19 protein-coding genes and 1 riboswitch are annotated in these 20465 nt (G+C 65.4%); of the genes, 14 read left to right on the top strand and 5 right to left on the bottom strand.

Annotation, left to right across the window (positions count from 1 at the left end):
• Positions 1 to 12: 12 nt before the first annotated feature.
• Positions 13 to 690, bottom strand: coding sequence for an alpha/beta hydrolase (locus ACZ1A1_RS05620; protein WP_160784353.1), 678 nt, complete (start codon positions 688 to 690; stop codon positions 13 to 15).
• A 211-nt stretch (positions 691 to 901) separates the two neighbouring features.
• Here ACZ1A1_RS05620 and ACZ1A1_RS05625 point away from each other — a divergent pair, with 211 nt between their 5' ends.
• The 9 genes from ACZ1A1_RS05625 (at position 902) to ACZ1A1_RS05665 (ending at position 10475) form a co-directional block, all read left to right on the top strand.
• On the top strand, positions 902 to 2071 hold the full coding sequence (locus ACZ1A1_RS05625) for a cysteine desulfurase family protein (protein WP_463619126.1): 1170 nt from the start codon (positions 902 to 904) through the stop codon (positions 2069 to 2071).
• 136 nt (positions 2072 to 2207) lie between these two features.
• Positions 2208 to 3677: a Fe-S cluster assembly protein SufB gene (gene sufB, locus ACZ1A1_RS05630; RefSeq protein ID WP_463619127.1), complete on the top strand. Its 1470-nt coding sequence runs from the start codon at positions 2208 to 2210 to the stop codon at positions 3675 to 3677.
• 75 nt (positions 3678 to 3752) lie between these two features.
• The gene (gene sufC, locus ACZ1A1_RS05635; RefSeq protein ID WP_203319008.1) at positions 3753 to 4508 is read left to right on the top strand and encodes a Fe-S cluster assembly ATPase SufC; all 756 of its coding nucleotides are present in this window, start codon (positions 3753 to 3755) and stop codon (positions 4506 to 4508) included.
• Between the two features lie 23 nt (positions 4509 to 4531).
• Positions 4532 to 5806 (top strand): Fe-S cluster assembly protein SufD, encoded by a 1275-nt coding sequence (gene sufD, locus ACZ1A1_RS05640; protein WP_463619128.1) that lies wholly within the window; start codon positions 4532 to 4534, stop codon positions 5804 to 5806.
• Positions 5807 to 5832: 26 nt separating this feature from the next.
• Positions 5833 to 7071, top strand: a complete 1239-nt coding sequence (locus tag ACZ1A1_RS05645; RefSeq protein ID WP_463619129.1) for a cysteine desulfurase — start codon at positions 5833 to 5835, stop codon at positions 7069 to 7071.
• A gap of 11 nt (positions 7072 to 7082) precedes the next feature.
• Complete coding sequence (locus tag ACZ1A1_RS05650; protein WP_313195050.1) at positions 7083 to 7463, top strand: SUF system Fe-S cluster assembly protein; 381 nt, start codon at positions 7083 to 7085, stop codon at positions 7461 to 7463.
• Positions 7464 to 7711: 248 nt separating this feature from the next.
• Positions 7712 to 8101, top strand: coding sequence for a Fe-S cluster assembly scaffold SufA (sufA, locus tag ACZ1A1_RS05655; protein WP_463619130.1), 390 nt, complete (start codon positions 7712 to 7714; stop codon positions 8099 to 8101).
• Between the two features lie 117 nt (positions 8102 to 8218).
• A complete protein-coding gene (locus ACZ1A1_RS05660) occupies positions 8219 to 10084 on the top strand; it encodes a sensor histidine kinase (RefSeq protein WP_463619131.1) in 1866 nt (621 codons plus the stop codon).
• Entirely contained in the window at positions 10065 to 10475 is a 411-nt protein-coding gene (locus ACZ1A1_RS05665; protein ID WP_463619132.1) for a response regulator, read from the top strand. The genes ACZ1A1_RS05660 and ACZ1A1_RS05665 overlap by 20 nt, the downstream gene beginning before the upstream one ends.
• A gap of 148 nt (positions 10476 to 10623) precedes the next feature.
• On the opposite strand, the gene gcvP is transcribed toward ACZ1A1_RS05665, so the two are convergent.
• The 4 genes from gcvP to ACZ1A1_RS05685 all read right to left on the bottom strand — a co-directional run bounded on the left by gcvP (position 10624) and on the right by ACZ1A1_RS05685 (position 15846).
• A complete protein-coding gene (gene gcvP, locus ACZ1A1_RS05670; RefSeq protein WP_463619133.1) occupies positions 10624 to 13485 on the bottom strand; it encodes an aminomethyl-transferring glycine dehydrogenase in 2862 nt (953 codons plus the stop codon).
• On the bottom strand, positions 13485 to 13847 hold the full coding sequence (gene gcvH, locus ACZ1A1_RS05675; protein WP_463619134.1) for a glycine cleavage system protein GcvH: 363 nt from the start codon (positions 13845 to 13847) through the stop codon (positions 13485 to 13487). The genes gcvP and gcvH overlap by 1 nt, the downstream gene beginning before the upstream one ends.
• Positions 13848 to 14023: 176 nt before the next feature.
• Positions 14024 to 15154: a glycine cleavage system aminomethyltransferase GcvT gene (gene gcvT, locus ACZ1A1_RS05680; protein ID WP_463619135.1), complete on the bottom strand. Its 1131-nt coding sequence runs from the start codon at positions 15152 to 15154 to the stop codon at positions 14024 to 14026.
• 165 nt (positions 15155 to 15319) lie between these two features.
• A riboswitch (glycine riboswitch) is annotated at positions 15320 to 15420 on the bottom strand.
• A 138-nt stretch (positions 15421 to 15558) separates the two neighbouring features.
• The gene (locus ACZ1A1_RS05685) at positions 15559 to 15846 is read right to left on the bottom strand and encodes a hypothetical protein (RefSeq protein WP_415215066.1); all 288 of its coding nucleotides are present in this window, start codon (positions 15844 to 15846) and stop codon (positions 15559 to 15561) included.
• 254 nt (positions 15847 to 16100) lie between these two features.
• Between ACZ1A1_RS05685 and ACZ1A1_RS05690 the strand changes: the two genes are divergently transcribed.
• The 5 genes from ACZ1A1_RS05690 (at position 16101) to ACZ1A1_RS05710 (ending at position 20459) form a co-directional block, all read left to right on the top strand.
• Positions 16101 to 16337: an Lrp/AsnC ligand binding domain-containing protein gene (locus tag ACZ1A1_RS05690; protein WP_024271053.1), complete on the top strand. Its 237-nt coding sequence runs from the start codon at positions 16101 to 16103 to the stop codon at positions 16335 to 16337.
• Positions 16338 to 16393: 56 nt separating this feature from the next.
• A complete protein-coding gene (locus ACZ1A1_RS05695) occupies positions 16394 to 17389 on the top strand; it encodes an RluA family pseudouridine synthase (protein ID WP_463619136.1) in 996 nt (331 codons plus the stop codon).
• Positions 17389 to 18054 carry an HAD-IA family hydrolase gene (locus ACZ1A1_RS05700; protein WP_463619138.1) on the top strand — a complete coding sequence of 222 codons (666 nt, stop codon included), beginning with the start codon at positions 17389 to 17391 and terminating at the stop codon, positions 18052 to 18054. The genes ACZ1A1_RS05695 and ACZ1A1_RS05700 overlap by 1 nt, the downstream gene beginning before the upstream one ends.
• Positions 18047 to 18832, top strand: a complete 786-nt coding sequence (locus tag ACZ1A1_RS05705; RefSeq protein ID WP_463619139.1) for an ATP12 family chaperone protein — start codon at positions 18047 to 18049, stop codon at positions 18830 to 18832. The genes ACZ1A1_RS05700 and ACZ1A1_RS05705 overlap by 8 nt, the downstream gene beginning before the upstream one ends.
• A 94-nt stretch (positions 18833 to 18926) precedes the next feature.
• Positions 18927 to 20459 carry an acyl-CoA carboxylase subunit beta gene (locus ACZ1A1_RS05710; RefSeq protein WP_463619140.1) on the top strand — a complete coding sequence of 511 codons (1533 nt, stop codon included), beginning with the start codon at positions 18927 to 18929 and terminating at the stop codon, positions 20457 to 20459.
• Positions 20460 to 20465 lie beyond the last annotated feature (6 nt).

A 20465-nucleotide genomic window follows, 5' to 3' on the forward strand; every position in this document is an offset into this window, starting at 1 on the left:
GCTTTCGGCCGTTCAGCGGATGCGCTTGGCGGCCGGTTCCGGCGTCAGTTCGCCGGCAAGGCGGCGGTCGAGGTAATCCTCGCATTCGGCCATCAGCGTTTCGGTCTGGCCGTTGAAGAAGTGGTTGGCGCCCGGTACGGTCTTGTGCGTGATCAGGATGCCCTTCTGCGTCTTCAGCTTCTCGACGAGCCCGTTGACATCCTTCTCCGGCGCGACCTTGTCGGCATCGCCGTTGATGATGAGACCCGAGGACGGGCAGGGCGCAAGGAACGAGAAGTCGTAGATGTTCGGCTGCGGGGCAATCGACATGAAGCCTTCGATCTCCGGGCGGCGCATCAGGAGCTGCATGCCGATCCAGGCGCCGAAGGAATAGCCGGCGACCCAGCAGCTCTTGGAATCGGGATGCAGGCTCTGCACCCAGTCGAGCGCCGAGGCGGCGTCTGACAGCTCGCCCGCGCCGTGGTCGAATTCGCCCTGGCTGCGGCCGATGCCGCGGAAGTTGAAGCGCAGCGTCGTGAAACCGCGCTTCTGGAACATGTAGAAGAGCTGGTAGACGATCTGGTTGTTCATGGTGCCGCCGAACTGCGGATGCGGATGCAGCACGATGGCGATGGGGGCGTTCTTCTGCTTGGACGGCTGGTAACGGCCCTCAAGGCGACCGGCGGGTCCGTTGAAGATGATTTCGGGCATTCTTACTCCGGCACGTTCGCGTTCTGGAACGGATTCCTGTCAATTCAAGTCTTGACGAAAGCACTCAGCTTTTCTAGAACCTAGTTTAGAACTATTCGAAACTGTTGGGCGCATCGGGCGCCATGAAGCTGGTGTCATAAGGCAAGCCCGGCGGACATTTCAAGAAAAATGCACGCCATCCGAAACTTGGGCTCCAGCGCACGGATAACGAATGACGAAGTCTGAGCGCACATATCTGGACTGGAATGCCACGGCGCCGCTTCTGCCGGCGGCGCGCGAGGCCGTGATCGCCGCGCTCGACATGGTCGGCAACCCGTCTTCCGTCCATGGCGAGGGCCGGGCGCTGCGCATGCTGGTGGAAGCCGCGCGCCGCGACGTCGCCGCGCTCGTCAACACAGCGCCGGCGCATGTCATTTTCACCAGCGGCGCGACCGAGGCCGCGAACCTCGTCCTGACGCCCGATTACCGCATGGGCCGCACGCCGCTTGCCATCGGCCATCTCTATGTGTCCGAGATCGAGCATCCGGCCATCCGTGAGGGCGGGCGCTTTGCCCGGGAGAACGTCACGACCGTCCCGGTCACGCGCGCCGGCGTTGTGGACCTCGATGCGCTTGAAACTTTGCTCCAGAACCATGACAAGGCCACGGGCCTGCCGATGGTCGCCGTCATGCTCGCCAACAACGAGACGGGCATCGTGCAACCGGTGAAGGCCGCCGCCGGGATCGTGCGCCGCCATGGCGGGCTCCTCGTCGTCGACGCGGTGCAGGCCGTCGGCCGCATGCCGGTCGATATCGAGTCGCTGGACGCCGATTTCCTCATCATCTCCTCGCACAAGCTCGGCGGTCCCAAGGGCGCGGGCGCGCTCATCTCGCGCGGCGAGGTGCTGATGCCGGCGCCGCTGATCCGCGGCGGCGGGCAGGAGAAGGGGCATCGCTCCGGCACGGAAAACCCGGCCGCACTCGCCGGCTTTGCCGCCGCCGTGCGGGCTGCAATCGCCGACATCGACGAGCGCAATGCCCGGATTGCCGGCCTGCGCGACGCGCTGGAGGCGGGCATGCGGCTTGCGGCCAACGACGTCATCATCCACGGCGCGGAAGGCGAGCGCGTCGCCAATACCTCCTTCTTCAGCCTGCCGGGCCTCAAGTCCGAAACGGGGCAGATCGCCTTCGACCTCGAAGGCATCGCGCTTTCGGCGGGCTCGGCCTGCTCGTCCGGCAAGGTCGGCCAGAGCCATGTGCTGACGGCCATGGGCTTCGATGCCGCCCTTGGCGGGCTCCGTGTCTCGCTCGGGCAGGGCTCGGCGCAGGCGGATGTGGACCGATTCCTGGCCGCTTTCTCACGCGTCGTCTCACGGCGGCGCATGACCGGGAACGCGGCCTGAAGGAATCTTGCGGAAACGCGAGTTTTCGCTTGCCAAAGGGTGGGAAAAGCCGCCTTTGGCGCTTACATAACCGGCGGCTCACCGCCACCCGTTAACAAGCTGCCGGACCTTGTCTCCGGCGAGATTGGAGAACGATATGCCTGCGGTGCAGGAAACGATCGATCAGGTCCGTCAGATTGACGTCGACCAGTACAAATACGGCTTCGAGACGAAGATCGAGATGGACAAGGCCCCGAAGGGTCTTTCCGAGGACATCATCCGCTTCATCTCGGCCAAGAAGAGCGAGCCCGACTGGATGCTCGAATGGCGCCTCGAGGCCTATCGCCGCTGGCTGACCATGGAAGAGCCCACCTGGGCGCGCGTCGACTATCCCAAGATCGACTTCAACGACCTTTATTACTATGCCGCTCCGAAGAACCAGAGCGGCCCGAAGTCGCTCGACGAGGTCGACCCGGAACTGCTGCGGACCTATGAGAAGCTCGGCATTCCGCTGCGCGAGCAGGAAATCCTTGCCGGCGTCGAAAAGTCCAAGATCGCCGTCGACGCCGTCTTCGACTCGGTCTCGGTCGTCACGACCTTCAAGGAAGAGCTGAAGAAGGCCGGCGTGATCTTCATGTCGATCTCCGAGGCCATCCGCGAGCATCCCGAGCTGGTGAAGAAGTATCTCGGCACCGTGGTGCCGGCGACCGACAATTTCTATGCGACGCTCAATACCGCGGTCTTCACCGACGGCTCCTTCGTCTTCGTGCCGAAGGGCGTTCGTTGCCCGATGGAACTGTCGACCTACTTCCGCATCAACGAGAAGAACACCGGCCAGTTCGAGCGCACGCTGATCATCGCGGAAGAGGGGGCCTATGTCTCCTATCTCGAAGGCTGCACCGCGCCGCAGCGTGACGAGAACCAGCTTCACGCCGCCGTGGTCGAGCTCGTCGCGCTCGACGATGCCGAGATCAAGTATTCCACCGTCCAGAACTGGTATCCGGGCGACAAGGAAGGCAAGGGCGGCATCTACAACTTCGTCACGAAGCGCGGCGATTGCCGCGGCAAGAACTCGAAGATCTCCTGGACGCAGGTCGAGACCGGCTCCGCCATCACCTGGAAGTATCCGTCCTGCATCCTGCGCGGCGACGGTTCGCGCGGCGAGTTCTACTCGATCGCCGTTTCCAACGGCCACCAGCAGATCGATAGCGGCACGAAGATGATCCATCTCGGCAAGAACACGTCGAGCCGCATCGTCTCCAAGGGCATTTCCGCGGGCTTCTCCAACAACACCTATCGCGGTCAGGTCTCGGCCCACCGCAGGGCGGAGAACGCGCGCAACTTCACCCAGTGCGACTCGCTTCTGATCGGCGACAAGTGCGGTGCGCATACCGTGCCCTATATCGAGGCGAAGAACGCCACCGCCCAGTTCGAGCACGAGGCGACCACCTCGAAGATCTCCGAAGACCAGCTGTTCTACTGCCTGCAGCGCGGCATCCCGACCGAAGCGGCGATCGCGCTGATCGTCAACGGCTTCGTCAAGGAAGTCATCCAGGAACTGCCGATGGAATTCGCCGTCGAGGCGCAGAAGCTGATCGGCATCTCGCTCGAAGGCTCGGTCGGCTGACCTTCGCCCGTTGATCATCCGGGCGCGCGAAAACCCGCGCGCCGCCAAACGAATTCGTCCGAAAAGGATATGTCCATGCTTGAAATCAAGAACCTGCACGCCCGCATCGCCGAAGACGGCACCGAGATCATCCGCGGCCTGAACCTCACCGTGAAGGCCGGCGAAGTCGCCGCCATCATGGGCCCGAACGGCTCCGGCAAGTCGACGCTCTCCTACATTCTCTCCGGCCGCGAGGACTACGAGGTCACCGAGGGCGACATCCTCTACAACGGCGAGAGCATCCTGGAGCTCGACCCGGCAGAGCGCGCCGCCAAGGGCATTTTCCTCGCCTTCCAGTACCCGGTCGAGATTCCGGGCGTCGCCACCATGCAGTTCCTCAAGGTCGCGATGAACGAGCAGCGCAAGGCGCGCGGCGAGGCCGAGCTGACGACGCCGGACTTCATGCGCCGCGTCAAGGAAGCTTCCGCCGAACTCAAGATCGCGCCGGAAATGCTGCGTCGTCCGCTGAACGTCGGCTTCTCCGGTGGCGAGAAGAAGCGTGCCGAGATCCTGCAGATGTCGCTGCTGGAGCCGAAGCTGTGCATCCTCGACGAGACCGATTCCGGCCTCGACATCGACGCGCTGAAGATCGTCGCGGACGGCGTCAACGCGCTGCGCTCGCCGGACCGCGCCGTCGTCGTCATCACGCACTACCAGCGCCTGCTCGACTATATCGTGCCGGATACGGTCCACGTCCTCTACAAGGGCCAGGTCATCAAGTCCGGCGACAAGACGCTGGCGCACGAGCTGGAAGCCAACGGCTATGCCGACATCATCGGTGCTGCCGCCTGACGGCACGGTGAAGGAGTAATCCCATGAACATGCAGACAGGCAAGACGCTTTCGGTCGCCGAGACCGCGCTTTGCGAAGCCTATGACCACGCCATCGGCGAGCTGCCGGGCGACGGCGCGGTGCTGGCCGCCCGCGACACGCTGATCAGCGACTTCAAGGACGCGGGCCTTCCGACGCGCCGCGTGGAAGCCTGGCACTATACGGACCTCAAGGCGCTGCTGCGCGCCGTGCCGGCATTCGACGCGGCGGCCTCGGTCGCCAAGATCGGCCCGCTGGTCGAGGGCTCCACCGTGCTTTCGGTCGCCAACGGCATAGCCGACGCCCGCGCTGCGGCTGACGGCGTCATCGTTCGCACCTTCGCCGAGGCGCTGTCCGATGGCACCGCAGCGGCCGGCCTTGCCGCCCGTGACGGCGACGATGCCATCGGCCGCATCAACGGCGCTTTCGTGCGCGACGGTTTCGTGCTCGACGTGCCGGCCGGTACGGAGCTCGAAGCTCCGCTCGAAATCCAGACCGTCCAGAATGCCGGCCAGACGCATACGCGCTTCCCGGCGACCTTCGGCGCCAACACCAAGGCGACGGTCATCGAGCGCCAAGTCGCCGGCGGCGAGAATGCCGCCTTCGTGACCACGGTCAGCGACATCGCGCTTGCCGACGGGGCCGAAATCACCTGGATCATCCTCCAGGCACAGGGCGTGGCGGATACCCATCTCGGCCAGATCCGCATCACGCTCGGCACCGATGCGAAGCTCCGCCTCTACATCGTCAATGCCGGCGGCAAGCTCGTCCGGCAGGAAATCCATGTGGTGGTCGCGGGCGAGGGCTCGGACCTGACGCTGCGCGGCATCAACCTTCTCGGCGGCGAGACGCATACCGACGTGACCTTTACGGTCGGCCACAACGTGCCGAACACGACGTCGAGCGAAGTCATCCGCAACGTGATCTTCGATCGAGCCCGCGGCGTCTTCCAGGGCCAGATCCGCGTTGCGCCGGATGCCCAGAAGACTGATGCCAAGATGTCGTGCAACACGCTGCTGCTCTCCGACGAGGCCGATTTCTTCGCCAAGCCGGAGCTGGAGATCTTCGCCGACGACGTGCAGTGCGGCCACGGCGCGACCGTGATCGACATCGACCATGTGCAGCTCTTCTACCTGATGGCGCGCGGTATCCCGGAAAACAAGGCGCGCGCCATGCTGGTCAACGCCTTCGTCGCCGAGATCGTCGAGGAGCTGGAAGACGAGCCGCTGGTCGAGGCGCTGGAAGGCGTCGTCGCCGCCTGGCTGGAAAAGCACGCCTGACAGGGCGCGCGGGATAGGAAACCGAGATGGAACACGCACCCGCACTGACCTACGACGTCGAGGCGATCCGCAAGGATTTCCCCATCCTGTCGAAAACGGTCTATGGCAAGCCGCTGGTCTATCTCGACAACGGCGCCTCGGCGCAGAAGCCGCAGGTGGTGATCGACGCGGTCTCGCATGCCTATTCCAACGAATATGCAAACGTGCACCGCGGCCTTCATTTCCTGTCGAATGCCGCAACGGACGCCTATGAGGCGGCGCGCGAGAAGGTGCGCCGCTTCCTGAACGCCTCGTCGGTCGACGAGATCGTCTTCACGAAGTCCTCGACCGAGGCGATCAACACGGTCGCCTACGGATACGGCATGCCGAAGATCGGCGAGGGCGACGAGATCGTCCTTTCGATCATGGAGCACCATTCCAACATCGTGCCGTGGCATTTCATCCGCGAGCGGCAGGGCGCCAAGCTTGTCTGGGCGCCCGTCGACGAGACCGGCGCGTTCCATATCGAAGACTTCGAGAAGTGCCTGACCGAGCGCACCAGGCTCATCGCCATCACGCATATGTCGAATGCGCTCGGCACCATCGTGCCGGTCAAGGAGATATGCCGCATCGCCCGCGCGCGCGGCATTCCGGTGCTGGTGGACGGGTCGCAGGGCGCGGTGCACATGCCGGTTGACGTGCGCGACATCGATTGCGACTGGTACGTGATGACCGGCCACAAGCTCTACGGCCCCTCCGGCATCGGCGTGCTCTACGGCAAGATGGATCGCCTCCGCGAGATGCGCCCCTTCCAGGGCGGCGGAGAGATGATCGTCGACGTCACCGAGGACATCGTCACCTACAACGACCCGCCGCACCGCTTCGAGGCCGGCACGCCGCCCATCGTGCAGGCGATCGGCCTCGGCTATGCGCTGGACTACATGGAAAAGATCGGCCGCGCGGCGATCTCCGCCCATGAGGCGGACCTGCGCGACTATGCCCATGAACGGCTTTCGTCGATCAATTCTCTGCGCATCTTCGGCACGGCGCCCGGCAAGGGCTCGATCTTCTCCTTCGAGCTGGAAGGCATCCATGCCCATGACGTGTCGATGGTCATCGACCGGGCAGGGGTGGCGGTGCGCGCCGGCACCCATTGCGCCCAGCCGCTCTTGAAACGCTTCGGCGTCACCTCCACATGCCGGGCATCGTTCGGCCTCTACAACACGCGCGCGGAGGTCGATGCCCTGGCCGACGCGCTCGACCACGCCCGCAAGTTCTTTGCCTGAGGAGTAGGCTCATGTCCCTCGATGCAACGGAAGACAAGATCGACGTCCGCGACGGCATCGTTCATTCGGCGATCCCGGAAGACGAGCTGGCGCGCCTCAGCGACGACATCATCTCGGCGCTGAAGACGGTCTACGACCCGGAAATCCCCGCAGACATCTTCGAACTCGGCCTGATCTACAAGATCGACATCGAGGACGACCGCATGGTCAAGATCGACATGACGCTGACCGCGCCCGGTTGCCCGGTGGCCGGCGAGATGCCGGGCTGGGTGGAGAATGCCGTCGGCGCTGTCGAAGGCGTGTCCGGCGTCGAGGTCAGGATGACCTTCGATCCGCCGTGGACGCCGGACCGCATGTCGGAAGAGGCGCAGGTCGCCGTCGGCTGGTATTGAGTTTCAAGGGGCTGCCCCTCAGCCTAACCCTTTCCCCGCAAGCGGGGAGAGGGCATGCCCTACAAACGGTTATTGTTTGGGGAAACGAGGGCGGCATACCTCCTTCTCCCCGTTTACGGGGAGAAGGTGCCGGCAGGCGGATGAGGGGCTTCCGACATGCGACGACTTGATCCGCTAACCCGCCCTCACTAGATTCGGATTCGAAACCGTCGGGCCTTGAACCCGTCAGGCCGAAGGAGACAATGCCCATGGCCTTTGCAATCATGACCCTCACCGAAGCGGCTGCCAACCGCGTCAAGGCGATCGTCGACAATGCCGGCGGCGATGCCAGGGGCATCCGCGTCGGCATCAGGAAGGGCGGTTGCGCCGGAATGGAATATTCCATCGACCTCGTGACCGAGCCCAATGCCAAGGACGACCTGATCGAGCTGAACGGCGCCCGCGTCTGGGTCGCGCCGGAAGCCGTGCTCTATCTTCTCGGCACGCAGATGGATTTCGAGGTGACGACCCTGCGCTCGGGCTTCACCTTCCACAACCCGAACCAGACATCCGCCTGCGGCTGCGGCGAATCGGTCGAGCTGAAGCCCGCCGACCTCGCGGCGCTTGCCGCCGCCGGCCAGCCGACCGTCCGCGCCTGAGCGGCTGGCGGAGGACTACGAATCCTTGCAGCTTCCCTTCGCGGGCGGTTTTGCCTAGTCTCCGATGCGCGGCATGAGGGGCTCGTGCCGGCGTGATCGCCAGGAGGGGCGCGAGCGATGACCGGCTTTGCCGCGGCACTTTACGAGAACCTGCCGTTTCCCGTCCTGATCGTCGATGCCGGGGCCTGCGTCGTTTCGCATAACGAGGCCGCGGCCCGGGCCTTCGGCTGGAATCGCGACGGCCGCAGGCCCGATGCCGGCGCCGTCATCGAGGGGGCGAACCCCGCCGCGCTGCTGGCCCGCCACGCCGCGGAAGGGCGCGAGAACGCCCATGCCTTCGCCTTCCGCCATGAGAACGGCTCGCTGTTCGAGGCGACGGCCCATGTCATTCCCCTCCCGGACGATGCAGGCGATGCGGCGCGCTACGCGCTCCTCCTGCGCAGCCTCCTGAGCGGCGGCAGCCATGGCGAGCAGGTCCTGCTCGGCCAGCGCATCGCCGCCGCGCTCGATACCATGACGGAGGGCTTTGCGATCTTCGATCCGGCGGAACGGCTGGTGATGTTCAACCGCTCCTACAAGGAGCGCTGCGAGGGCGCGCGGGATGCCGTGCGCGTGGGCGCGACGCTGGAAAGCATCGTGCGCGCCAATATCCGCGCCGGCATGTTTCCCGGCGTCGCGGAGGGCTCGGCGGAAGCCGAGGCCATGGTGCGCGAGCGCCTTGAAAGCCACCGGGATGCCGGGGGCGGGGGTGCCGTCTTCGAATTCGGCAGGGACCGCTGGATCCGCGGCGAAAGCCATGTCGCCGAGACCGGCGATATCGTCGCCATGCGCATCGACATATCGGAGCTGAAGCGCACCGAGGCGGCGCTGGAGGAGAAGCGGCGCGAGTATCTCTCCCTGCTGCAGATCCTGCCCGACATGATCCTGCGCTTCGACAGGAACCTGACCGTCCGCTTCGCCAACGACAAATATGCCGCCCATATGGGCTCGACCACCGACGCGCTGATCGGCCGGTATCTTCCCGAGGTCGCCTGCGCGCCGGAGCAGACGGCCGTGCTGATGGATATCGCCGCCTATACGCGGGACGCGCCCGTGAAGACGCTGGAAATCTGCATCGATCATGAAGGCCAGCCGATGTGGATGCTGTGGACGGCCGTCGCGATCTTCGACGAGGACGGCGTCAGCGAGGTGGTGACCGTCGGGCGCGACATCACCGAGGCCAAGCGCCAGCAGCAGCGGGTGGAGGCGCAGACGAACGAGCTGCGCCGCAAGAACGAGGCGCTCGACCAGTTCACCGCCACCGTCTCGCACGACCTGAAGGCGCCATTGCGCCATCTCTCGATGTTCGCCGAGATGATCTCGGAGGACGTGCAGCGCGGCGAATTCGCCGAACTGCCGAACTATGCGGACCATGTGCGCAAGAGCACCGCGCGCATGCGGCGCATCATCGACAGCCTGCTGGAATTCTCGCAGATCGCCTACCGCATCGCCACGCCCAAACCGGTCTCGCTTTCCGGCGTGGTGGGCGATGCGCTGGCGCTGCTGGAGGGGCATGTGGAGGAGACCGGCGGGCGCGTGGAGGTCGAGCCGCTGCCGGAGATCATGGGCGATCCCGAGCTCCTGAAGCGCCTTGCGCAGAATCTCATCAGCAACGCGCTGAAATACCGCCGCCCCGACAGGGCGCCGTCCGTCCGCATCTATGCAAGGCAGCGGCCCGATGGCATCGACCTTGTCGTGGAGGATGACGGGATCGGCATCGACCCGCAGCATGTCGGGCGCATTTTCGAGGTTTTCCAAAGACTTCACCGCGACGAGACGGTTTATCAGGGCACCGGCGTCGGGCTTGCGCTGGCGCGGCGGATCGTCGAGAGCCACAACGGCGTCATAGCGCTTGACACGAGCTATGCTCCGGGCGCACGCTTCATCGTGACGTTTCCGCAACCCGTGAAATCGAAGGGGAGCGATGGTGGGAGGTTCGGCTAGGAAGCTGATCGTCGTCGACGACGATCCGGTGGACGTGCGCTTCGTCATGCGCGCCTTCAGCGATGCCGGAAGCCCGATCGAGATCACCCACGCCGCCGATGCCGAGGCCGCCAGCGACCGGCTCGATGCGGAAGCCTTCGACTATATCCTGCTCGACATCAACATGCCCGGCGTCAGCGGCATGGAGCTTCTCAAGCGCCTGCGCGGCCGGCCGCGCACGGCGGTGACGCCCGTCATCATGCTTTCCTCGTCGTCGAACACCGCGGATGTGAACCGCGCCTACGAGAACGGCGCGAACGCCTATGCCGTCAAACCCTCGACGCTGAGCGGCTATCGCGCGTTCGCCGAGGGCTTCACCCGCTTCTGGGTCGACGTCGCCGTCGCGCCCTGATCCAATCCCTGCCCGCAATGGAAAACCCCGGCCGATGCCATCGGCCGGGGTTCGTTCGACGTCGAGCCTGCTTCTTGTCTGTGGTCATGACCAGGGCAAGCCCGATCATGACGAAGGAGAGGCGAGTGGGCCTGAGGCAGGCCCGGATTTACTCGGCCGCTTCCGCGTAATCCTCCAGCGGCGGGCAGGAGCAGACGAGGTTGCGGTCGCCGTAGACATTGTCCACGCGGTTGACCGGCGACCAGTACTTGTCGACCCGGAAGGCGCCCGGCGGGTAGCAGGCCTCTTCGCGCGAATAGGGACGATCCCATTCGCCGACGAGGTCTTCCACCGTATGCGGCGCATTCTTCAGCGGGTTGTTGACCGGGTCCATCCGGCCTTCCTCGATGGCGCGCGCTTCCTCGCGGATCGCCAGCATCGCCTCGCAGAAGCGGTCGATCTCGGCCTTGGTCTCCGATTCCGTCGGCTCGATCATCAGCGTGCCGGCGACCGGCCAGCTCATGGTCGGGGCATGGAAGCCGCTGTCGATGAGGCGCTTGGCGACGTCGTCGACGGTCACGCCGGCGCTTTCCGCCAGCGGACGCGTGTCGATGATGCATTCATGCGCCACGCGACCCCTGGCGGACTTGTAGAGCACGTCATAGGCGCCCTTCAGCCGGGCGGCGATGTAGTTGGCGTTGAGGATCGCCACCTTCGTCGCCTGCGTTAGCCCTTCGCCGCCCATCATCAGGCAGTAGCTCCAGGAGATCGGCAGGATGGAGGCCGAGCCGAAGGGCGCTGCCGAGACGGCGCCGGCCTCGCCGGTTGTCGGGTTTGCCGGCAGGAAGGGCGCAAGATGCGCCTTGACGCCGATCGGTCCCATGCCGGGACCGCCGCCGCCATGCGGGATGCAGAACGTCTTGTGCAGGTTGAGGTGCGAAACGTCACCGCCGATGTCGCCGGGGCGGGCAAGGCCCACCATGGCGTTCATGTTGGCGCCGTCGATATAGACTTGGCCACCATGCCTGTGCACGATCTCGCAGACCTCGCGCACATTCTCCTCGAAGACACCGTGCGTGGAGGGATAGGTGATCATGCAGCACGAGAGGTTTTCCGCATACTGCTCTGCTTTCGCGCGGAAATCCTCCATGTCGATATCGCCGTTGTCCGACACTTTCACGACGACGACCCGCATGCCGGCCATCTGGGCGGAGGCCGGGTTGGTGCCGTGCGCGGAGGTCGGGATCAGGCAGACGTCGCGGTGCGTATCGCCGTTGGCGAGGTGATACGCGCGGATCGTCAGCAGGCCGGCATATTCGCCCTGCGCGCCGGAATTCGGCTGCATGGAGACGGAGTCATAGCCGGTGATGTCGCAGAGCTTTTGCGACAGGTCCTCGATCAGGTGCCGGTAGCCCAGCGCCTGGTCGGCGGGAACGAAGGGATGGATCTCCGAGAATTCCGGCCAGGTGATCGGCAGCATCTCCGCCGTGGCGTTGAGCTTCATCGTGCAGGAGCCGAGCGGGATCATGGCGCGGTCGAGCGCGAGGTCCCGGTCGGAGAGCCGGCGGATGTAGCGCACCATCTCGCTTTCGGCGCGGTTCATGTGGAAGATCGGATGAGTCAGGTATTCGCTGGTGCGCAGCAGGTCGCTCGGCAGGCGGTAGTCCGGCTCGAACGCCGACACCTCGAAATCGCCGCCGAAGGCGCGCCAGACGGATTCCAGCGTGATCGGCCGCGAGCGTTCGTCGAGGCTGATGCCGATGCGGTCGTCGCCGATCTTGCGCAGGTTCACCCCTTCCGCGACGGCCGTCTTCAGGATGATGCCCTGAAGCTTGCCGACATGGACGGTGATCGTGTCGAAGAACACCTCCGGCTCGACGGTATAGCCGAGCTTTTCGAGGCCCTTGGCAAGAAGCACGGTCTTCTGGTGCACGCTCTGGGCAATCGCCTTCAGGCCCTGCGGACCGTGGAAGACGGCATACATCGAGGCCATGACGGCGAGCAGCACCTGCGCGGTGCAGATGTTCGACGTCGCCTTCTCGCGGCGGATGTGCTGCTCGCGCGTCTGGAGCGACAGGCGATAGGCGCGATTGCCGCGCGCGTCGATGGAGACGCCGACGAGCCGGCCGGGCATGGAGCGCTTGTAGGCGTCCTTGACGGCCATATAGGCCGCATGCGGGCCGCCATAGCCGACCGGCACGCCGAAGCGCTGGGTGCAGCCGATGGCGATATCCGCATCCATGTCGCCGGGCGACTTGAGGAGCGCGAGCGCCAGGGGATCGGCGGCGATGACGGCGATGGCGCCGGTCTGGTGCAGGCGGGCGATGAGGCCGGTGAAGTCGCGGACATGGCCGTAGGTGCCGGGATACTGGAAGATCGCGCCGAAGACGTCGACCGGATCGAGATCGGTGAAGGGATCGCCGACGACGATGCTCCAGCCGAGCGGCTCGGAGCGGGTCTTGAGCAGCGCGATGGTCTGCGGGTGGCAGTTCTCGTCGACGAAGAAGGCGGTCGCCTTGGATTTCGCCACGCGCTGCGCCATGGCCATCGCCTCGGCGGCGGCGGTCGCCTCGTCGAGCAGCGAGGCATTGGCGACATCGAGGCCCGTCAGGTCGCAGACCATGGTCTGGTAGTTGATGAGCGCTTCGAGGCGCCCCTGGCTGATTTCCGGCTGGTAGGGTGTATAGGCCGTGTACCAGGCCGGGTTCTCCAGGATATTGCGCTGGATGACCGGCGGCGTGATCGTGCCGTAATAGCCCTGGCCGATCAGCGAGACGAGCTTCCTGTTGCGGTTGGCGGTCTCGCGCAGCTTGTCGAGCGCCTCGCGCTCGGTCATCGGCGCGCCCCATTCGAGCGCCTTGGTCTGGCGGATCGATTTCGGCACGGTGTCGTCGATCAGCGCGTCGAGGCTGTCATAGCCGATCACCTTCAGCATCGCCTCCATCTCCTTCGGCGAGGGACCGATATGGCGACGGTTGGCGAAGTCGTAGGGCTGGTAATCGGTAAAGGCGAAATCCTTGGGCAGGTTCATCAGCCGACAAGCTCCTTGTAGGCGGCTTCATCCATCAGCGCATCCGCCTCGGCGGGGTTGGCGAGCTTCAGCTTGAAGAACCAGCCGGCGCCCTGCGGGTCGCTGTTGACGAGGGAGGGATCGGCCGTGATGGCCTCGTTGATCTCGACGATCTCGCCGTCGAGCGGACAATAGACGTCGGAGGCCGCCTTGACGCTCTCGACGGTCGCCGCATCGCCGCCCTTGTCGAAGGTCGCGCCGACTTCCGGCAGTTCGACGAAGACGAGGTCGCCGAGCTGTTCGGCCGCATGCGTCGTGATGCCGACGGTCGCAACGCCGCCTTCGATCTTCAGCCACTCGTGTTCTTCGGTGAATTTCAGCATGTTGGTTCCTCTCTGGAAAAGTGATCGGTGTTGGAGCCGCCCCTCATCCGCCTGCCGGCACCTTCTCCCCGCAGGCGGGGCGAAGGAGGCTTGCCGCGCTGTCTCCTTTCCCTCGCCCCGCTTGCGGGGAGAGGGCCGGGGTGAGGGGCGATGGCTCGGCAGGCGTCATCATGGGATCAGCGCTTGAAGGTGTTCTTGACGAAGGGCATGGCCGCTACGGTGACGGCCAGGAATTTTCCGCGCACGCCCGCATAAAGTTGCGTGCCGACGGCGGCGGCGGACTTGGTGACGTAGCCCATGGCGACCGGGCCATCGACATTCGGGCCGAAGCCGCCCGAGGTGACCGTGCCGACGACGTCCGCGCCCTCGGGATCGGTCGCCAGCACCGCGCCGGCGCGCACGGGCGCCCGGCCTTCAGGCTTCAGGCCGACACGGCGGCGGTCGGCGCCGTTTTCGAGCTGGTCGAGGATGACGGAAGCGCCGGGGAAGCCGCCTTCGCGCTCGCCGCCCTTGCGCCGCACCTTCTGCATGGCCCATTCGAGCCCGGCTTCCACCGGCGTCGTGCCGGTGTCGATGTCGTTGCCGTAGAGGCAGAGCCCGGCCTCGAGGCGCAGCGAATCGCGGGCGCCGAGGCCGATCGGCAGCACGTCCGGATGGTCGAGCAGGCGGCGACAGACGGCTTCCGCAAGCTCGGCCGGGATGGAAATCTCGAAACCGTCCTCGCCGGTATAGCCCGAGCGTGAGACGATGCAGTCGGCATCGTGCAGGTCGCAGGCGCGCACGTCCATGAAGCGCATCGAGGAAACATCGGCCCACAGTTCTGCGAGCACGGCTTCCGCATGCGGGCCCTGCAGGGCGATGAGGGCGCGGTCGTCATGCAGCGTCAGCTCGCAAGCCTCGCCGATCTTCGCCTGCATATGCGCGAAATCCGCATCCTTGCAGGCCGCATTGACGACGACATAGAAGTGGTCGCCGCGATTGGCGATCATCAGGTCGTCGAGGATGCCGCCTTCGTCATTGGTGAAGAGCGCATAGCGCTGGCGGCCTTCGCCGAGGCCGACGATATCGACCGGCACCAGCGTTTCGAGCGCCCGGGCGGCATCGGCATTGTCGCCGGAGCGGGCGCGCACCGTGACCTGGCCCATGTGGGACACGTCGAAAAGGCCGGCGGCGGCGCGGGTGTGCAGGTGTTCCTTCATCACGCCGGCCGCATATTGCACCGGCATCTCGTAGCCGGCGAATGGCACCATGCGGGCGCCGAGCGAAAGGTTCAGCGCGTGAAGCGGGGTTTTCTTGAGTTCAGACATTCCGTCCAAAAGGCGCCCTCCAGTCCTTAGGCGCCCCTGTTGCCTCGGGCGCCGGCTCATAAATCCAGGCGCATCTGCGCCGTTCTCCTGAGCCCCCTCTGTCCCTTCGCCTGAGATTGTTATCCCTTCGGCGAGCGCTCTCGCGCTTCTCTCCAGAGTTCCGACGGCACCTTGCTGGTCCTTTTGCCTGAGAGTTTCCGGGGCGGTTGCTCCTTCGGCACCTGCCAGCCTTTTTAGGGGCGGCCGGTTTCTCCCAGCGAGGTCGGCTCCAGATAACGACCTTGCCCGCGCTTTGGCAAGAGGCGGCGTCGCTGCCGAGCAAATTTTTGTCGTAGGCCGCGGCGGGCAAGAAAAAGGCCCCGGGGCGGGGCCTGAGAGGATGGAGGATATGTTCTCCGGAGAGATCAGACCGCTTCGGCTGGCAGCGGCTCGCCGTTCTCGTCGTAGCGGCGCTGCGCCTCGGCGACCGTGAGCTGCGGCGTGCTGAGCGGGGCGGTGAGGAGGGCAAGCGCAAGCGCCGGCGGATGGATGACGTTGAGCACCGCGAGCGTGCGCGCATCGCCCCGGACCTTGGCATCCTCGCTCCAGTGATGGATGCGCTGCTCGAAGAGCGTGCCCGTGCGGGTCTGCATCTTCATGCCCTGCGAGGCATAAGCGGCGGTGGTGGGCGAGACTGTCACGATCTGGGTCATGGCGTTTCAATGGGGTTGGTCGATTGAACGAATTTAACAGTTGCGCCTTTCCGGCAAGTAAAACGTCACGGTTGCATTTTCATCGAGTTTTAACGATCTGTGCGAAATTCGGGCGGCCTTGCCTTTGCCGTGAAAATTCCGTCATAAGGGACGCAAGGATGCCGCCGGAATCGGGCGGCTCGCGTGGTCCGGGCGCAGGCGCGCCCGTCACGGTACAAGACGACAAGGATGCCGCCGATGGCGCGGGAGGACCGATGAAGCCGATTTTCGTGCAATTGCAATGCGCTCCGGGCAAGACTTACGAGGTTGCGGACGCGCTTTACGCTACGGAACTCATCTCGGAGCTCTATTCCACTAGCGGCGACTATGACCTCCTCCTGAAGATCTATGTCGACAGCGAGGAGGACATCGGCAAGTTCATCAACGACCACGTCGCCTCCATTCCCGGCATCGTGCGCTCGCTGACGACGCTGACCTTCCGCGCTTTCTAGGCTGTTTCCCTCCGGGCCTTCTTGCGCTAAGAGCGGCGCAACGAAAGAAGGCGAAGATGGCAGGCATCGAACACAAGCAGGTGGACAACGACGAGGCGGGCATGCGCCTCGACCGGTGGTTCAAGGTCCACTATCCGGGCCTCGGCTTCGGCCCGCTCCAGAAGTTGCTGCGCTCCGGCCAGGTGCGCGTCGATGGCGGCCGCGCCAAGAGCGATACGCGCCTGCAGCCGGGCCAGACCGTGCGCATCCCGCCGATGGATATCGACGCCAAGGGCGTCAAGGCCGGCCCCATCGCCGGCCGCGACCTGAAACATTCCCCCGATGGCGAACTGCTCGCCCGCATGCTGCTGCATGAGGACGACAAGGTCTTCGTGCTCAACAAGCCGGCCGGCATCGCCGTGCAGGGCGGCTCGGGCGTCACGCGGCATATCGACAAGATGCTGGAGGCCTGGACGAGCCAGAAGGGCGAGAAGCCGCGCCTCGTGCACCGCCTCGACCGCGACACGTCCGGCGTCCTCGTCATCGCCCGCACGCGCGGCGCGGCGCAGAAGCTCACCGCCGCCTTCCGCGAGCGCGACACCAAGAAGACCTACTGGTCCGTGGTCAAGGGCGTGCCGAAGAAGCGGGAGGACAAGATCTCCACCTGGCTCGTCAAGGAGCAGACGCCGGACGGCGACCGCATGCGGATCGCCAGGCACGGCGAGGACGGCGCGGACCACGCCGTCTCCTTCTACCGTGTCGTCGAGCAGGCCGGGCAGAATTTCGCCTGGCTGGAGATGGAGCCCTATACCGGCCGCACCCACCAGCTTCGCGTCCATGCCGCCCATATCGGCCACCCGATCCTCGGCGACCCCAAATATTTCGACGCGGACGTCAACTGGAACTTCCCGGGTGGCGTGCAGAACCGCCTGCACCTTCATGCCCGCCACATCGACATTCCGCACCCCTCCGGCGGGCGCCTGCGCGTCACCGCGCCGCTGCCGCCGCACATGGTGCAGACCTGGAACCTCTTCGGCTTCGACCAGAGCGCGGCGGACGGGGAAGACGACTGATGCGGCTCGTTCTTTTCGATTGCGACGGCACGCTGGTCGACAGCGTGAAGCTGATCCATGAGGTGATGGCGCGCACCTTCGTCGATTTCGGCCATGCCCGGCCAGACGTCGCCGAGACCAAGGCGATCATCGGCCTGACGCTCGACATCGCGATCGCCCGCATGCAGGGCAAGCCGCATGTCGATGACGAGGCGCTGGCGATGACCGCGCATTACAAGGCGATCTTTACCGGCGTGCGCGCCGAGGCGGGTTTCCAGGAACCGCTCTTTCCCGGCATCGCCGAGATGATGGCGCGGCTGGAGCGGGAGGACGCGCTTCTCCTCGGCGCCGTCACCGGCAAGTCGCGCCGCGGCCTCGACCTCATTCGCGCCACGCACGGCTTCGACAGGACCTTCTTCGTCTCGCGCACGGCGGACGACTGCCCCTCCAAGCCGCACCCCGCCATGGTGACGGAATGCTGCGGCGAGGCGGGCGTCGATGCGGCCCGGACGGTTGTCATCGGCGATGCGATCTACGATATGCAGATGGCGAAGGCGGCTGGCGCCAGGGCGATCGGCGTTTCCTGGGGCTATGCCTCCGTGCCCGAACTGGTCGAGGCCGGCGCCGATCACATCCTGCGCACGCCCACCGACCTTCTCGAATGGCTGGAGATTTCCGATGCGTGACATCCTGAGCGACCTTTCCGAGGCGATGAGCGATCCCGATCCGGTGCGCCGCGCGCAGATCCAGATGAAGCGGCCGCTGCCGAAGCGGTTCTACAAGGCGGTCTCGACCGACAGGACGGACGAGGGCCACCGCATCCTCCTCGACGGCCGCCCCGTGCGCACGCCCGGCAAGAAGCTGCTCGCCGTGCCGGCCCCCGCCATCGCCGAGCGCCTGCGCGCCGAATGGGACGGGCAGGGCGAGGAGATCGATCCCGCGAAGATGCCGGTGACGCGCCTCGTCAACACGGCCGTCGACGGCGTCGCGGACAATCTCGATGCCGTCTTCGAGGAGATCGTGCGCTTCGCCGGCACGGACATGCTCTGCTACCGCGCGGATTCGCCGGCCGGCCTCGTCGAACGCCAGCGCGAGGGCTGGGACCCGATCCTCCGCTGGGCGGCGGACGCCAGGGGTGCGCGCTTCATCCTCGTCGAGGGCGTCATGCACCAGGAGCAGCCGGCCCCGGCCATCGCCGCCTTTTCCGATGCGCTTGCCGCCTGGCGCGACCCGCTGGCGCTCGCCTGCCTGCACACGGTGACGACGCTGACGGGCTCGGCGCTGCTGGCGCTGGCGCTGGCCGAAGGCGTGATCGATGCCGACCAGGTATGGTCGCTCGCCCATGTCGACGAGGACTGGCAGATCGAGCAATGGGGCACCGACGAGGAGGCCTTCCGCCGCCGCGAATTGCGGCGCGGGGAGATGGACGTCGCCGCCGCCGTGCTTGCCGATATCCCGCGCTGATCCTTCCCTAAGACCATCTATGTAGGGCGATCCCCTTCAAGCCCCCGGTTCCGCATGCTAATCCGTTGTCACAAACGGGAGGAACCGAGGGATCATGAAGGAAATTCTCCACGAACTCGAAGTCCGGCGCGAGCGCGCCCGCATGGGCGGCGGCAAGGTGCGCATCGATGCGCAGCACAAGCGTGGCAAGCTGACGGCCCGCGAGCGCATCGAGGTCTTTCTCGACGAGGGCTCGTTCGAGGAGTTCGACATGTTCGTCGAGCATCGCTCGACGGATTTCGGCATGGAGAAGAGCAAGATCGCCGGCGACGGCGTCGTCACCGGCTGGGGCACGGTCAACGGCCGCACCGTCTTCGTCTTCGCCAAGGATTTCACCGTCTTCGGCGGCTCGCTTTCCGAGACCCATGCCCAGAAGATCATGAAGGTCCAGGACATGGCGCTCAAGAACCGCGCGCCTATCGTCGGCCTCTACGATGCGGGCGGCGCGCGCATCCAGGAGGGGGTCGCCGCGCTCGGCGGCTATGCCGAGGTGTTCCAGCGCAACGTGCTCGCCTCCGGCGTCATCCCGCAGATCTCGGTGATCATGGGGCCGTGCGCCGGCGGCGATGTCTATTCGCCAGCCATGACCGACTTCATCTTCATGGTGCGCGACACGTCATACATGTTCGTGACCGGTCCCGACGTCGTGAAGACCGTGACGAACGAGACGGTGACGGCCGAAGAGCTCGGCGGCGCCTCCGTCCACACGACGAAATCCTCGATTGCCGACGGCGCCTACGACAACGACGTCGATGCGCTGCTTCAGGTGCGCCGGCTCATCGATTTCCTGCCGCAGTCCAATACCTCGCCCGTGCCGGAGATCGATTGCTTCCAGTCGGTCGAGGCGGTGGACGATTCGCTCGACACGCTCGTGCCGGCCAATGCCAACAAGCCCTACGACATCAAGGAACTGATCGCCAAGACCGCCGACGAGGGCGATTTCTTCGAGATCCAGGAGAGCTTCGCCAGGAACATCGTCTGCGGCTTCGGCCGCATCGAGGGCGCGACGGTCGGCTTCATCGCCAACCAGCCGATGGTGCTGGCGGGCGTCCTCGATTCGGATGCCAGCCGCAAGGCGGCGCGCTTCGTGCGCTTCTGCGACTGCTTCAACATCCCGGTCGTCACCTTCGTCGACGTGCCGGGCTTCCTGCCGGGAACGGCGCAGGAATATGGCGGCCTCATCAAGCACGGTGCCAAGCTGCTCTTCGCCTTCGCCGAGGCGACCGTGCCGAAGGTGACGCTCATCACGCGCAAGGCCTATGGCGGCGCCTATGACGTGATGGCGTCGAAGCACCTGCGCGGCGACATCAACTATGCCTGGCCGACGGCGCAGATCGCCGTGATGGGCGCGAAAGGGGCGGTCGAGATCATCTTCCGCAAGGACATCGACGACCCGGACAAGATCGCCGCGCATACGAAGATGTACGAGGATCGCTTCCTCTCGCCCTTCGTGGCGGCCGAGCGCGGCTATATCGACGAGGTGATCATGCCGCATTCGACGCGCAAGCGTATCGCCAGGGCGCTGCGGCTGCTGCGGAACAAAGATCTGGAAAATCCGTGGAAGAAGCACGATAACATTCCTCTATAGAAACGG

The sequence above is a fragment of the Shinella sp. R2-11 genome, from assembly GCF_055330205.1.

Bases quoted from the DNA above. Each gene is read 5' to 3' on its own strand.
- ACZ1A1_RS05620 (WP_160784353.1), bottom strand. From the start codon at position 690: ATGCCCGAAATCATCTTCAACGGACCCGCCGGTCGCCTTGAGGGCCGT.
- ACZ1A1_RS05625 (WP_463619126.1), top strand. From the start codon at position 902: ATGACGAAGTCTGAGCGCACATATCTGGACTGGAATGCCACGGCGCCG.
- sufB (WP_463619127.1), top strand. From the start codon at position 2,208: ATGCCTGCGGTGCAGGAAACGATCGATCAGGTCCGTCAGATTGACGTC.
- sufC (WP_203319008.1), top strand. From the start codon at position 3,753: ATGCTTGAAATCAAGAACCTGCACGCCCGCATCGCCGAAGACGGCACC.
- sufD (WP_463619128.1), top strand. From the start codon at position 4,532: ATGAACATGCAGACAGGCAAGACGCTTTCGGTCGCCGAGACCGCGCTT.
- ACZ1A1_RS05645 (WP_463619129.1), top strand. From the start codon at position 5,833: ATGGAACACGCACCCGCACTGACCTACGACGTCGAGGCGATCCGCAAG.
- ACZ1A1_RS05650 (WP_313195050.1), top strand. From the start codon at position 7,083: ATGTCCCTCGATGCAACGGAAGACAAGATCGACGTCCGCGACGGCATC.
- sufA (WP_463619130.1), top strand. From the start codon at position 7,712: ATGGCCTTTGCAATCATGACCCTCACCGAAGCGGCTGCCAACCGCGTC.
- ACZ1A1_RS05660 (WP_463619131.1), top strand. From the start codon at position 8,219: ATGACCGGCTTTGCCGCGGCACTTTACGAGAACCTGCCGTTTCCCGTC.
- ACZ1A1_RS05665 (WP_463619132.1), top strand. From the start codon at position 10,065: ATGGTGGGAGGTTCGGCTAGGAAGCTGATCGTCGTCGACGACGATCCG.
- gcvP (WP_463619133.1), bottom strand. From the start codon at position 13,485: ATGAACCTGCCCAAGGATTTCGCCTTTACCGATTACCAGCCCTACGAC.
- gcvH (WP_463619134.1), bottom strand. From the start codon at position 13,847: ATGCTGAAATTCACCGAAGAACACGAGTGGCTGAAGATCGAAGGCGGC.
- gcvT (WP_463619135.1), bottom strand. From the start codon at position 15,154: ATGTCTGAACTCAAGAAAACCCCGCTTCACGCGCTGAACCTTTCGCTC.
- ACZ1A1_RS05685 (WP_415215066.1), bottom strand. From the start codon at position 15,846: ATGACCCAGATCGTGACAGTCTCGCCCACCACCGCCGCTTATGCCTCG.
- ACZ1A1_RS05690 (WP_024271053.1), top strand. From the start codon at position 16,101: ATGAAGCCGATTTTCGTGCAATTGCAATGCGCTCCGGGCAAGACTTAC.
- ACZ1A1_RS05695 (WP_463619136.1), top strand. From the start codon at position 16,394: ATGGCAGGCATCGAACACAAGCAGGTGGACAACGACGAGGCGGGCATG.
- ACZ1A1_RS05700 (WP_463619138.1), top strand. From the start codon at position 17,389: ATGCGGCTCGTTCTTTTCGATTGCGACGGCACGCTGGTCGACAGCGTG.
- ACZ1A1_RS05705 (WP_463619139.1), top strand. From the start codon at position 18,047: ATGCGTGACATCCTGAGCGACCTTTCCGAGGCGATGAGCGATCCCGAT.
- ACZ1A1_RS05710 (WP_463619140.1), top strand. From the start codon at position 18,927: ATGAAGGAAATTCTCCACGAACTCGAAGTCCGGCGCGAGCGCGCCCGC.